17 protein-coding genes are annotated in these 12,588 nt (G+C 61.5%); 12 read left to right on the forward strand and 5 right to left on the reverse strand.

Annotation, left to right across the window (positions count from 1 at the left end; all coding sequences use genetic code 11):
- The 7 genes from NKJ32_RS10660 (at window position 1) to NKJ32_RS10690 (ending at window position 8,256) form a co-directional block, all read left to right on the forward strand.
- A complete protein-coding gene (locus tag NKJ32_RS10660) occupies window positions 1-492 on the forward strand; it encodes a hypothetical protein (protein WP_352571271.1) in 492 nt (163 codons plus the stop codon).
- Window positions 492-3,020 carry a hypothetical protein gene (locus tag NKJ32_RS10665; RefSeq protein ID WP_352571270.1) on the forward strand — a complete coding sequence of 843 codons (2,529 nt, stop codon included), beginning with the start codon at window positions 492-494 and terminating at the stop codon, window positions 3,018-3,020. Before NKJ32_RS10660 ends, NKJ32_RS10665 begins: the two co-directional genes overlap by 1 nt.
- Window positions 3,020-3,445, forward strand: coding sequence for a hypothetical protein (locus NKJ32_RS10670; protein ID WP_352571269.1), 426 nt, complete (start codon window positions 3,020-3,022; stop codon window positions 3,443-3,445). The genes NKJ32_RS10665 and NKJ32_RS10670 overlap by 1 nt, the downstream gene beginning before the upstream one ends.
- Before the next feature lie 107 nt (window positions 3,446-3,552).
- On the forward strand, window positions 3,553-3,990 hold the full coding sequence (locus NKJ32_RS10675; protein ID WP_352571268.1) for a hypothetical protein: 438 nt from the start codon (window positions 3,553-3,555) through the stop codon (window positions 3,988-3,990).
- 377 nt (window positions 3,991-4,367) lie between these two features.
- On the forward strand, window positions 4,368-4,742 hold the full coding sequence (locus NKJ32_RS10680; RefSeq protein WP_352571267.1) for a hypothetical protein: 375 nt from the start codon (window positions 4,368-4,370) through the stop codon (window positions 4,740-4,742).
- A 154-nt stretch (window positions 4,743-4,896) separates the two neighbouring features.
- The gene (locus NKJ32_RS10685) at window positions 4,897-7,638 is read left to right on the forward strand and encodes an SGNH/GDSL hydrolase family protein (protein ID WP_352755548.1); all 2,742 of its coding nucleotides are present in this window, start codon (window positions 4,897-4,899) and stop codon (window positions 7,636-7,638) included.
- Between the two features lie 33 nt (window positions 7,639-7,671).
- The gene (locus NKJ32_RS10690; RefSeq protein ID WP_352571265.1) at window positions 7,672-8,256 is read left to right on the forward strand and encodes an acyltransferase; all 585 of its coding nucleotides are present in this window, start codon (window positions 7,672-7,674) and stop codon (window positions 8,254-8,256) included.
- A 28-nt stretch (window positions 8,257-8,284) separates the two neighbouring features.
- Here NKJ32_RS10690 and NKJ32_RS10695 read toward each other — a convergent pair whose 3' ends face one another.
- From NKJ32_RS10695 to NKJ32_RS10715, 5 genes are all read right to left on the reverse strand, one after another.
- Window positions 8,285-9,031, reverse strand: a complete 747-nt coding sequence (locus NKJ32_RS10695; protein ID WP_352474245.1) for a hypothetical protein — start codon at window positions 9,029-9,031, stop codon at window positions 8,285-8,287.
- Between the two features lie 267 nt (window positions 9,032-9,298).
- Entirely contained in the window at window positions 9,299-9,472 is a 174-nt protein-coding gene (locus tag NKJ32_RS10700; RefSeq protein ID WP_023675754.1) for a hypothetical protein, read from the reverse strand.
- A 166-nt stretch (window positions 9,473-9,638) separates the two neighbouring features.
- On the reverse strand, window positions 9,639-9,806 hold the full coding sequence (locus NKJ32_RS10705; RefSeq protein ID WP_352484420.1) for a hypothetical protein: 168 nt from the start codon (window positions 9,804-9,806) through the stop codon (window positions 9,639-9,641).
- Window positions 9,807-9,986: 180 nt separating this feature from the next.
- Entirely contained in the window at window positions 9,987-10,136 is a 150-nt protein-coding gene (locus NKJ32_RS10710) for a hypothetical protein (RefSeq protein WP_352458143.1), read from the reverse strand.
- Between the two features lie 173 nt (window positions 10,137-10,309).
- A complete protein-coding gene (locus NKJ32_RS10715) occupies window positions 10,310-10,495 on the reverse strand; it encodes a hypothetical protein (RefSeq protein ID WP_352571264.1) in 186 nt (61 codons plus the stop codon).
- 152 nt (window positions 10,496-10,647) lie between these two features.
- On the opposite strand from NKJ32_RS10715, the gene NKJ32_RS10720 reads away from it, so the two are divergent.
- The 5 genes from NKJ32_RS10720 to NKJ32_RS10740 are packed head-to-tail and all read left to right on the forward strand — an operon-like array spanning window position 10,648 to window position 12,445.
- Window positions 10,648-11,451, forward strand: coding sequence for an N-acetylmuramidase family protein (locus NKJ32_RS10720; protein WP_352827535.1), 804 nt, complete (start codon window positions 10,648-10,650; stop codon window positions 11,449-11,451).
- A gap of 1 nt (window position 11,452) precedes the next feature.
- Window positions 11,453-11,665, forward strand: a complete 213-nt coding sequence (locus tag NKJ32_RS10725; protein ID WP_023675759.1) for a hypothetical protein — start codon at window positions 11,453-11,455, stop codon at window positions 11,663-11,665.
- Entirely contained in the window at window positions 11,665-11,934 is a 270-nt protein-coding gene (locus NKJ32_RS10730; RefSeq protein WP_023675760.1) for a hypothetical protein, read from the forward strand. Before NKJ32_RS10725 ends, NKJ32_RS10730 begins: the two co-directional genes overlap by 1 nt.
- Entirely contained in the window at window positions 11,919-12,122 is a 204-nt protein-coding gene (locus NKJ32_RS10735; RefSeq protein ID WP_023675761.1) for a hypothetical protein, read from the forward strand. The genes NKJ32_RS10730 and NKJ32_RS10735 overlap by 16 nt, the downstream gene beginning before the upstream one ends.
- Window positions 12,122-12,445 carry a hypothetical protein gene (locus tag NKJ32_RS10740; RefSeq protein WP_023675762.1) on the forward strand — a complete coding sequence of 108 codons (324 nt, stop codon included), beginning with the start codon at window positions 12,122-12,124 and terminating at the stop codon, window positions 12,443-12,445. The genes NKJ32_RS10735 and NKJ32_RS10740 overlap by 1 nt, the downstream gene beginning before the upstream one ends.
- Window positions 12,446-12,588 lie beyond the last annotated feature (143 nt).

Consider the following 12,588-nt stretch of genomic DNA (forward strand, 5'->3'; position numbering starts at 1 on the left):
ATGTGCACACTAGCTCTTATCGGTACGGCGCTTTCGGTCGGCGGCGCGCTGGCGGAAGGCCAGCGGTCGAAGCAAATGGCCGACTACCAGGCCAAAGCCTATGAACAGCAGGCGCGGGCCGACGCCCAAAGCTCGGCCTTCGAGCAGGGCCAGGAGCGCCATAAGCAGGACCTGCGGCAGGCGCAGGCGCGTGCCCAGGCCGGCGCTTCGGGCGTCGCCATAGCAGGCTCGCCGACCGAGGTGCTGGCGGCCAATGCCAGGCAGGGCCAGCTCGACCTCAAGGCGATCCAGTACGGCTCGCAGCTGCGCCAGAACGGTCTCGCCACGCAGGCTGCGATTTCGCGCTTTTCCGGCAGGCAGGCAGTGGGCGCCTCGATCTTCAAGGCCGGCGGCAGTCTCGTGTCGGGCCTTTCCGGCCTCTACGACCCGGCCAAGGCGGTGACGTTCGGCAGAAGCGCCTTCCCGCCGGCGCCGGGTGGAGGCCTCTACTGATGGCCACCATCCCGCTCCAGCTTGCCCAGCGCCGGCTCGATACCGGCAGTGTGGCCTCCTATCCCAACGGCTCGCCGGTGGACGCCGCTATGCAAGGCTTTGGCGACGAGCTGTCGGCGATTGCCGAGCGCTTCAAGCAACAGAAGCAGCAGCAGGATGCGTTCGACGCCGATATTATCGGCCGCGAACTGAACGCACGCATAGCGCACGCCGAGGCCGTGGCGGTGCAGACCGCGCCGGCCGACGGCGGCGGCCTGCACGACTTCATGTATGGCCAGCTCGATCCGCGCAGCGACGGCGTCGTCAAGCCCGGCCTGTTCGACCAGATCTTCGACGACACCGTGGCGAAAGTGCCGGAGGGCGAACGCGCCAATTTCCTCGCCCAAAAGCAGGCTCTGCGGCTCGCCGGCTCGGCGCGCATGGCCGCGCAGCAGCACGCGCGGCGCCAGAACTATGAGCAGGCCGAGTGGAGCAAGGTCGAGGACGGTTACACAAGCGCCATCGCGCAGGGCGACCCGGACGACAGCGGCACGTTCGAGGCGATCAGGCAGAGCGGGCTCGACCTGATCGGCAAGATGGGCAACCCGGTGGCCCGGCAAGCTGCCGAGGCCGCCTGGCGCAGCAACGCGGCAAAGGCGCTCGTCCAGGCGATGATCGCCCAAGACCCGAAGCGCGCTGCGGGGATGCTGGGTGGGGGGTCGGGAGCGACTGACGGCAGGACCAAGGACGATACCGTCGAGGCTGTGAGTGGGCCTCCGGCGGATGGAACTGCCGCACCGGCTTCGCTCCGTGACCGCGTAGGCAAGCTTACGCCGGACCAAACGTTGGCGCAGGCTTTTGGGGACGACATTGCCCCCGAAGAGCGGCCAGGGTTGGTCCAGCAGGCCCGAGCCGCCGACGCGATGCGGCAAGTCGAAAAACGCACAAACATTATCCTGGCCGAGCAGAATGCGCCGGCCGACATCAGGGACAATGGAACCTATTCCGGCCCGATCCCAACGCCGGAACAGTTCGTCGCTCTCTATGGCGCTACCGAAGGCGCCAGGCGCTTCGAGGCGTTCAACAGGACCGTTGAGGTTAATCGTCAATTCCACGGCATGCGCGACCTGTCGAATAACGCCGTGCGGGCCATGGTCAAGGACGCCGACCCCACCGCTGATAGTTCAACGCCGGAAGTGGACAAGGCGCGCCATGACGCTATCGCCACCGCCGCGGACCTGACGTTCAAGGCCAGGCAGGCCGATCCGGGCGGCTATGTCCGCGAGGCATTCGCGAACCTTGATGCGGCCTGGAGCAACCTGTCGAGGCCGGGAGACTATCGGGCGGCGATCATTGGCTCCATCGCCGCCCAGCAACAGTTGGGTTTTGAGACCGCCCAGCCGCTACCCAACTCTGTCGCTGAGGACATTGTCGGCAGACTCAAGGCCCAGCCGCAAGACCAGACCACAGAGCTGCGCAATGTGTTCGCCGCGCTACCGAATCAAGCCGCGCGCGAAGCGGTGCTCAGCCACCTGTTTCAGACCAGCGCGTCCCAAACAGATAACAGCATCGCGGATAGGTCGGTCCGGGCAGCTGTAGTCGACCCGATGATGCTGCTCGATTTAGCCAACACTGTCGAGCCAGGACGATCGGTATCAAACGCGGAACTCACCAACTACTTACCGACGAATCAAGAGTGGCTCGGGAGATTGATAGCCGGCGACAGTGAGCGGGGGAGCCTGTGGCGTCGTCTCGCACAAAAACTCGTGGGCTCCGATGGGCTTGGCGAAGACAGCATCTCGGTGGCCGACTTCACGCCGTTGGGGACGTCATTTGCACTGGAGAAGGCTGGAAATGCAGCGCTGGAAGGCAACTACGAAGAAACACTGCTCAATGCCGCGGGCGCAATTCCTGGCGATAGGTTGGCGGCCGTGGCCCTGGAACGCGCCGCGGCGAAGATTGCCAAGCCCTGGGTAGAGAAACTCTCAATATTTTCGAGGCGGCCGACTGACCTAGTCGAAGGCGGCGAGGCACTTGTTCGTGGGGTCGATGCCGAAACCCTTAGGCACCAGCAAGCGCTTGCGCGCTCGGTCTCGCCACCAATGCCACGCCGGAAGACACCACCCGGCGAAATATCCGACAGTGCAGTTGAAACCGCGCTATTAGCTGCGATGCTTGCCAGGGATACGTCCAAAGTTAAACATGCCGGGGCGAAGGTTGGGTGGGCTCCATCCAACGACTATCGAAAAGTCTTTTTCGATGCGAATCCTAGTCTCAACAAAAGCGACTATAGAGTGCATCATGGCGTCGAGCAGGGAGTTTTTAAAAGGTATCCCGGGCTTTTTACAGAGAAAGAGCTGCATTCAATCGAGAATCTTCGTGGAATCCGGAACGAGTTCGACATAATTTTGCACCTGAAGGTAATTCGGAGCGAGTGGGAATATTTCTATAAGAAAAACCCTCATGCCACCCGTCAGAAGGTCCTTGACTATGTTACCGAAATCGACAAGAAGTATGGACATTTGTTCTATCCGCCAATAGGTGAATGATGAGATACTTTGACATTCTGCCCGATGTGGCCGGCGGATTGGGTGACGGCACTGTCATGGATACCAGCGTCCACCCTCCTATCGTGAGCAAGCTTGTGTACCAGATGGAGGGATGGATCGGTGATGTTCTTATAACAAGCTTTCCATGTTTCCTCGTGACGGAAGAGGCCGCGCACGCGTTGTCAGAAATCGGCTTCACCGGAGCGACATTCGCCCCTGTTGAAGTCACAACGTCCGAAGATTTCCGCGAACTTCAGCCCGAGGTAGAGCTTCCATCTTTCGTGTGGCTGAAGGTGAGTGGGAAAGCGGGTCACGATGACTTCGGCATAGCCAAGAACCTTAACCTCGTCTTATCGGAGCGAGTCTTCGAGGTGTTTGATGAACGAGGTCTCCCTTCCGCTACCATCAAGCCGTTCGACGGCTGACGGCCGAAGGGGCAGGGATGGTCTCGGCAATAAAGCAATGGGTAGTCACGGCACGCCGGAAGTTACCTGGATGGGCACGGCCATCCACTCAACCAATCGACAGTTCAATGATGCAATATTTCTACAGAAAACCCGATGTTGCCGGCGGCTTCGGCAAAGGAACTGTCCTTGATACGAGTGTCCACCCACCTGTCGTAAGCAAGCTTATTTACCAAATGGAGGGATGGTTCGGTGACGTGCTCATCACAACATTTCCTTGCTTTCTTGTGACCGAGGAGGCCAAGCGCGCTTTGTTGGAAGTTGGCTTCTCCGGTGCAACGTTCGCCCATGTTGAGGTCACGACGTCCGAGGATTTTCGTGAACTGCAGCCCGAGGTGGAACTTCCAGCTTTCGTCTGGCTGAAGATTAATGGACAAGCAGGCCGCGATGATTTCGGCATCGCTCGGGACCTACGCCTTGTTGTCTCGGAGCGCGTGCTGGATTTGCTCGAGCAGTTGGGAACCCCCTCTGCTGTTATTGAGCCTTTCGACGTCAAGCAAGGATAGTGAAGACAGGCGCTGGTTCCGCTCGCAGCGACGATCTTTCGTCGGTAGACGTTTTGGGTTCAGGTCCTTGCCCAAGGATCCGGACACAGGCTGGAATATGGATGTGTCTCATGAGATACCACCAGGCGACGGTGGGGCAGATCATGTATCAACATACTACCCCGTACCCGGCAGCCGGCTCGACCGGATCAGCGCTGGCGCGATCACCAGTGAGTATGCCACTCCGGCGATGGCAACCAGGCCGGGGGTTGGTGCCGCCATCGGGACAGCGGTCTGATTGTGGTCACGATGCTGGCTTATGGCCTGCTAACCGCAGAGCGGTACCAGTCGGTGGTGCCTTCTGGATCGCCTCCCATCCCAGATGAAGGATTGACCTGTTGCGCACAGACTCTTTTCCGACCATGGCAAGGATCGTTTTTCTGCTCACCTTGGCCGGCGTTCTCCTGCTCGCGCTTTCGCCGGTGCGGTTCCTGCAGGAGTTGGACATGGGCTTCACCTTCCAGCATGACAAGCTCAACCACGCAGCCGCCTTCGCCGTGTTGGCGGCGCTCGGAAGCCTCGGCTGGCCGGAACACAAGACGAGACTGGTCCTGCTCCTCGCTCTTACCGGCGCGGCGATCGAGCTGCTTCAAGGCGCGCAGCTGATCGCGCGCGATATGGATATCCTCGACTGGGTCGCCGACTGCGCCGGCATGGCCTGCGGGCTGGCGGCCATGGGCGGCACAAGAAGGCTGATTGGCGGATTGCTGTAGCCCTGGACCGCGTTGCCGCTCGCTGTCTGAAAAATGTAAATCACCGGCTGCGCCGGATAGCGCGGTGTCCGGCCGCGTAGCTTAGCTTTCCCACACCAGCACCGAACCCCTTCCAGCCTCGCTTATGCGGGGCTTTTTTATGGAGCAAGCCCTCATGTCCCGACCTGCAACTGCCGCCGTTCGTCTCCTGACCGGCGAACGCGAACCCGTGCGCCTCGCAACCACGGCCGACATCCTCCTGCACGGCCTGCAGGCCATCGACGGCGTGCCGGCCGAAATCGGCGACCGCGTGCTGGTCAAGGACCAGGCCGACCCGACGCAGAACGGCATCTACACCGCGAGCGAAGGCGAATGGTTCCGCGCCGCCGATGCCCGCACTACCCGCACCCTGCAGAAGGGCACGACGGTCCATACCCAGATCGGATCGGTCAATGCCGGCCGCGTGTTCGAGTTCACGGCCGACGAGCCGGCCGTCGGCACCGATGCCATCACCGTCGCCGCATCCGTTCCGCCCGACATCGCCGACGTGGTCGATGAGGTCGAAGCGCTGCGCGATGAAACCCAGGCGCTGAAGGATGCTGCCGAAGCCAGCGCCGGCCAGGCAGCCGCCAGTGCCGCCGCTTCCGCCGCGAATGCCGGCCAAACCGCCGCCGACCGGGCTGCGACCAATTCCGATGCCGTAGCCGCCGCGGCCGCCGTCATCAGCGCCCAGGCCGCACGCGACGCTTCGCTCTACGGCAAGGGCATTTTCCCGACGACGGCGGCGGCAATCGGCTTCGGCGTCGCCGGCAACGGTGCGATCACGCCAGGCTCGGGCGGCGCCAATGGCACGTTCGACCTGGCGTTTACCGGCGGAACTGGCTCGGGCGCTGCCGGCCGCTTCGTCGTGGCGGGCGGGGCGCTGACGCAGATACTGATCACGGCGCCGGGCTCCTACACAGTGGCGCCGACGTTCAGTTTTGCGGCGTCGGCAGGGCTCGCCGGCGCCGCCGCAGCGGCGGTGCTGGGCAGGAATGTCGATGTCGGCGAGTATTTCTGGACCGAAGTTTCGACTGGTTCGTTGGGGTTGTACAATGTCGGGGCAGGGCCTGTGGCGGCCGACACGGGCGTTCGCGCGGCAACGGCTGCTCTCCTTTCGAGCGTCGATAGCCTAGCAATGATCGAAGGCCTTAGCGTTCCGACCGCCAGGCTAACTGAGGCGGCCGGATCAGTCAGCCCATCTGTATACCGATCCTACTCTTTTGTGTCGGGCGACACGATCGAGCACATTGCCATTGCCAAAGCTGGAGAGCGAAGCATTCTGCAGCTTATTCACGCGGGGGCTGGTGCGGCCTATACAGCCAACTTCAATCTTGAGGAGGGTATCGTCTCAAGCAGTTCTGGCGCGAACCTCGTCAGCGCTGCCATCATGGATATTGGCTCCGGCTGGTACGAGTGCAAGGCTGTCGTCCTGGCTGCGGCAAATATTACGAACAATGTGCAGGCACGCATGTCGGCTGCTGGCGTTTTTCCGTTCACCGGCGATGGAACCAGCGGTATGTACATTCGCAGTATCGTGCTGCGCAAGCAGGGCCTGCCGGCTAACCTGTTCCCGAGCAGCGACCCCGCCAACGCCGCCTTCACGAAGCAGAACGTGACGGTTACCACCACGGTCAGCCCTTATGAACCGGTGCTGATCTCCCTGCCTCCGCTTGTCGATGGCCTCGACGTGACCGTCAGAGGCCGAATGACGGCATCGAAGCTTGTCGAAATGGTCGGCTCTGGCAATCCTTCCGTTTATCAGGGCAGGTCCGTGGTCAATGGCGACAATATCGTCTGGAAAGTCACCGCCAAAAAGGCCGAACGCAATCGTCTCAATCTCTACTCCAACAACGCCGTCATCTTCGACTGCACCTTCAATCTCGACACCGGGACTGCGACCGGCACGGGCGCGAGCATCGTCGCTCTTGGCAACGGCTGGTACGAATGCACGGTCACGAAGACGGCAACGGCCACGGCCGCGACGAACTGGCAACAGCGTATTTTCCCGTCTGCTGGCGGTCACCCGTATGTCGGCGATGGTGTGTCTGGATTCTATGTCCAAAGGTCGGCTCTAAGCATCAATGGTGGGCCGAATGTCTTCTCGTCTTCGGAAAACCTCTCCAACTCGGCCTGGACCAAAAGCGCCGGCGTGACGGCAGTCGCCAATGGCGCTCTGTATCTTGGCCTACTGTCGGATCCGGCCAACATCGGCGGCGATCCATATGACGACGGCTCGGCCGCCCTGGTTGGTAAGAAATTGACGCTGATCGGCTCTAGTATTTCGGCCGGAGCCTACTACGTTCCCGTCCTCGCCGGTCTGACCGGTATGGTCCCTACCAATCTAGCAGTCAGTGGCTCGGCCTTGGGGCTGAGCACCACCGCCTATCCGAGCTACGGAATGTCCAATGCGATCACCAATATTCCGGTCGACGCGGAGTTGGTAATCCTGGAGCCGGGCCCGAACGCCTTTGGCGCGCAGGAGACGCCCCTGGGCGCTCTCGGCGACACGACCTACGCCACTCACTATGGTTCGCTGTGGGCGGCGTGCGCCGCCATCCGAGCGCGTGCGCCGAACGCCAAGATCGTCATGATTGGCACCTACAGCGGCGGCCCTGGACACGCGACGCACCGGATAGGTCGGGTGAATGGCCAGGGCAACACCATGGACCAGTTCTTCAACGCCGAGCGCGAAGTGGCGAAGCTGCTGTCCATACCGTTAATCGACGTAGGTGGTGAGAGTGGCATCGGCTACCTGACCTCGTTGCTTTACATGGGCGATGAGCTCCATCCGAATGCTGCGGGCAGTCTGCGTCACGGAACTTTCGACGCTGAGGAACTCCGTTGTCTGTCGCGCCGAGGCTTCTTCGGAGCCTAGACTGGAATGGTCCTGTGTGGCAGATGTTCGCGAATGCGCGTCTTCTCCACCGTTCTCACTCTTCGCCGCCGCTTTTGGTCGTGGATCGCCACGGGCGCCGCTAGGGAGAATGCCGTCATCGGGCCGCGCACGAAGTTCGGCGCCGGGGCAGAGATCTTTAATATCCACGGTGACCGGTCTCGCGTCTCAATCGGCGCGGACAGCCATTTGGATGGGCATTTGCAGGTCTTTGCCCACGAGGGTCGGATCAACATTGATGATTGGTTCTATCTTGGCCCAAGCTCGACGATTTGGTCGTCAGACCCGGTGGGGATCAAGATCGGAAAGCGGGTACACGTCTCATGGGGTGTGGCGATCCACGACACCAACTCGCATCCTATGGACCCGAAGAAGCGCTTCGCGCAGATGCAAGCCATCTTCAAGCGGGGCCATCCTAGAGTCGACCCTGGCATCCGCTCAGCTCCGATCGTGATTGGAGACGATGTCTGGATTGGGAACAGTGCCATGATCATGAAGGGTGTCACGATCGGCGATCGGGCGATTATCTCCGCCGGTTCCATAGTGCGAACCGACGTCCCTGCTGACGCCCTGGTGCGGCCTGACCGGGTCGTGAAATGATGCCTTTGGGTTAATGCTCATCACACGGTTAGCTCACAGTCACGAAGGGCATGTGCTTGATCCGCTCCCATTGCTCCTTCGCCGTGGTTCCTGACCAGCCGTTGCGAAGTGCACTCTCGCGGTACGCCTCCACAGGCTCTAGTCCGGGCAAGGCCACAGTCTGCGGCAAGAAGAACAGGTTGCCGCCAGCCGCCGAGACAGCGACGAGTTTGTAGCCGTGACTATTGCAGAGCTGCGTCAGAGCGGTGATCGAGGCGCCGTGATACCAACCGCTTTCGTGCTTTGCGGCCCTATCGAACGACGGATCGTATGGCACGGTGACGGGGTTGAGCCCGAAGCTGGCATTGTACTCCGCGACAATGACGGCCGGGCGCACTGGCAGCAAGGCTTGCAGAAACCAGTAGTCGTTTCCATCGACATCGACGGAAAGCACTCCAAGTTGCGGAAAATGCGTGGCGAGACTTTCGATGTTGTTGAGATCAATGAAGCTCTGGCGCACTTCAATCCGCTTTGGAAGCAGCGAGCGCGCCAACCGCACGGTCGTTGCGTCGCCGTCGACGAGCAGACCCCTGAATTCACTAAGCCCAATGCAGTTGTACTCCGTCGGATGGAAACCAAATTCCAAGAACGTTTTCGGGCTTTGGCCAACAATCTGCGACAGGATCACACTTTCGTCTGATTGCGGAGACCCTGCAAGGCGAGCCTTTGCGAGGTGAAAATAATATCGGAGGGGGCTTGAGCGAAGGAAAGCATGCATGCGCGATTGGACATTCATCAATGGATGACTCCTGATCGCCCGCCCGCGGACAATTATTTGCGACAAGCGGCGGCGGTTTGCAAGCTTGCAAACGCGCGTGTCCGCCTGTCTGGAGGCCATTTGAAAATCGCCGAAAAGTTCGTCAGAAGAATTGCTCTGCGAGGCCGCTCGGGATGCTGTGCGCACCAACAATGGCACAGCAGGCCGACCAGAAATCCTACAGCTGGGCAGTATTTCGGAATTGTCAGGGTTCATCGCCGACGCAGACCCACCGCGGCGGAGCCGCTACCGTCTGCTGTCCTGCGGCTTCTGGTGAGGTTCCTGGCTTTTCGACCACCAGACAAAATACAGCGAGCCCATCTTCATCACAGGCACGCGGCGGTCGCGTTCCCTGGCCCGCAACTCACGATAGGTCTTCATCTTCAGAGTGCCGCCAGGCAACCTGATACGCACTGCCATCGGTCCAACTCCCGTTGTGCAACGCAGCAATTTTCGTGCAATGCGGAAGTAGAGACCTTCCGTTACGGAAGAGTCAACAGCGGCCTCATCAACTTATTTTGCAAGCTGGCCGGCGGAGGTCGGGGCGGGCTTTCCCAGGCGCATGGCAGCCGAAAAAATTCATGCGTCACCCTGGCGACTGATCATCAATCAGGCGCTGGCGGTTCGACCACCAGGTGAAATAAACCCGGCCGATCTTGACGACGGGTATGCGGCGGGCGCGCTCGCGGTCGCGCAATTCGCGGTACACCTTCACCTTCAGTGTGCCGCCAGGCATCCTGATACGCACCGCCATCGATTCCGCCATCCCATTGTGCAATGCAGCATCAGAGACCTTCCGTTGCGGAAGAGTCAATGCCTGCCCGCTGACTTTTTCTGGGATTTATCGAGCGGTCTTCGGAGGTTTGGCGCGCACGGCGGTTTCCGATCCCGCACGGAGGCGTCATTGCTCAGTCGGCATCGTCTGGTGCGCGGGCTATTTCCTGGGCGAGGATTTTCTGGGCGACGATGGGCGATCGGACACGCCGCTCGGCCACCAGATGACGAAGTAATTGCCGACCTGCCAAACCGGCACCTCGCGGTTCTGCTCGCGACGCCGCAGCTCGTCCCTTTTCTTGATCTTCAAAGTCCCGCCTGGAAGCCTGATTCTTATCGTCACGTGTCCTCCCGTACCCGCTACAGGTACGAACGATAGACGGGAACAGTTTCATCCCGGCTAAGCAATTTCATCCAGGTCGAGCAATTTCGGGCGCGGTAGACACAGGAACCGGGACCGGAGCGAGATCGCCGGAACCGGCTTCATTTGAAGAAATCCGCAATGCCGTTGATGGCCAGCACCGCATAGACGATCGGTCCGGCGATAAACGCACAATAGAGGCAGAGGATCGCCGCCAGCACCAGCAGCAGCGGCTTGTCGCGACCGACGGCGCGGAGTTCGGACTTCACCGACCAGCGCGCCGCAGCTGTTTGTTCATCATCAGACATGTGCACCATCCCGCGGCCATTTCACACGGCGGATCGAAAACATCAACCTTCCTTGCAACATCGGCACGGGCTGCCGCCCAATTCTGCTTTGCCGCCACGCATCTGCTTTTTCAACCTCAAAACCTTGCCCGCGAGGGCGGAAAGGACTGCCCATGGACATGACGTTCAGGGGCGCCGCCAGGCGCCTCGATGATATAGACTTGCCGAAACTCGGTGCCCGGATCGGCGTCGGCGAGGACGAGATGCACGCGTTCCTCGATGTTGAAACCAGCGGGCACGGCTTCGACGCCGTTGGCCGGCCGGTCATCCTGTTCGAACCGCACGTCTTCTACCGCAACCTGTCGGGTGCCAAGCGGGCACAAGCGGTAGCCGCCGGCCTCGCTTATCCGAAGTGGGGCGAGAAGCCCTATCCCAGGGATAGCTACCCACGGCTCAGGGCAGCTTGCGCGATCGACGAAACCGCGGCGCTCAAATCCGCTTCGTGGGGGCTGGGTCAGGTCCTCGGCGAGAATTTCAAGGCCGCGGGCTTCCTTACCGTGCAGGCGATGGCCGAGGCAATGATGGCGGACGAGGCGCTGCAGCTCGGTGCGGCGATCGATTTCATCGTCGCGAAGCGGCTCGACGGCAATCTGCGCAATCATGACTGGGCTGCTTTTGCCAAGGGCTACAACGGCGCCGGCTACCGCAAGAACGCCTACGATACCAGGCTTGCCGAGGCCTATCGCAAATGGTCGCGCATCAAGGACACGCCCTGGCCGTCTGCCGGTCCGGTGTCATCGGCGGTCGTCCCCGCAGTCCCGCCAGAGCCCGCTAAGCCAATTGCCGTTCCGCAAGCGACCGCTGCGCCCGCGTCCTCTGCACCTCCCGTGCCTGCCGCCAGGCCCGGCCTCTGGGCAGCGCTGATCGCAGCCATCCTGAAACTATCAGCCATCCTGAAACTGTTTGGAAGGAAATGACATGTGGACCCGGATCAAGAGCTTCTTCCGCGGCAGCGAAACAATATTCTGGGCGCGGCTTCAGGCGGCCATCGGCGTTATCGCGACCGTCGTTACCTATGTCGACCCGCAGGTTCTTTCGCCGATTATCCCAGGGGAATGGTTCCCCTGGTTTCTTGTGATCAACGGCGTTTTGACCGAGTTCCTGCGCCGCCGCCGCGCGGAGGATTTGTGATGGCCGCACTCCTCGCCATTCTCAGCGCCATCCTCGGCAACAAGGTCGTCATGACGGTATTGGCCGCTGCGGCCGGCGGCATCGGCCTTTATGTTGCCGGCGGCATCAACCGGGCGAAGAAGGAGGCGGTCAAACAGGCCGAGGCAAAAGTCGCGGCCGCCGAAGACCGCCTGGAAATGAGCCGCGAGGCCGCCGCCGAAGAGCGCAAGGCCGCCGGCATGACCGATGCGGCAGCCAGAGCGGAGGCTGGGAAATGGGCAAGGCGCTGATCCTCTGCCTGGTGCTCGCCGGCTGCACGACAACCGCGCCGGCCGGTAATCCGCGCCAGGTCTGGTGCGACCATAACCAGCCGCGCCGGCCATCGGCGGCCGTGGTCGCCGCCATGACCCGGCCCGAGCTCGACGAGATGAATGCCTTCAACGGGCAGGGCGCCAGATGGTGCGGGTGGACGCCATGATGCACGAGTTGCTCGACGTCCTGGGCATCAAGGCGCCGGTGTTGGTCGCCGGCCTGTCCGGCGGCATTTTGCGGGCCTTGTCGCGCCATCGCTACAAGGTCCGCGAAATGGTGGCCTCGCCGATCTGCGGCGCGCTGGCGGCGGCCTATCTGACGCTGCCGGTCGTGCATTATTTCCGCGCCGCCGGCCTGCCCATTCCTTCTCCGGACGACGACACCACGACGCTGGCCGCGGCGTTCCTAATCGGCGTCTCGGCCATGTGGATTTCGGACATCGTCTTCGAAATGATCGTGCGCCGGTTCGGGCCGGTGAAGGAGGAGTAAGCCGCCCAAGCCCGACGAAATAGTGACGTTCAGTTGGAGCCCGGCCCCCCGGAATGTGGGGGGGGGGTTTTTGTTTTTGAGGAGGCGTGTATTGGGGATTTGTTTGGGGGCAGGGCGGGGGCATGCCGGGGGGGCCGCCGCAA

Source organism: Mesorhizobium sp. M0159 (genome assembly GCF_040322295.1).
In the GTDB taxonomy this organism is placed as follows: domain Bacteria; phylum Pseudomonadota; class Alphaproteobacteria; order Rhizobiales; family Rhizobiaceae; genus Mesorhizobium.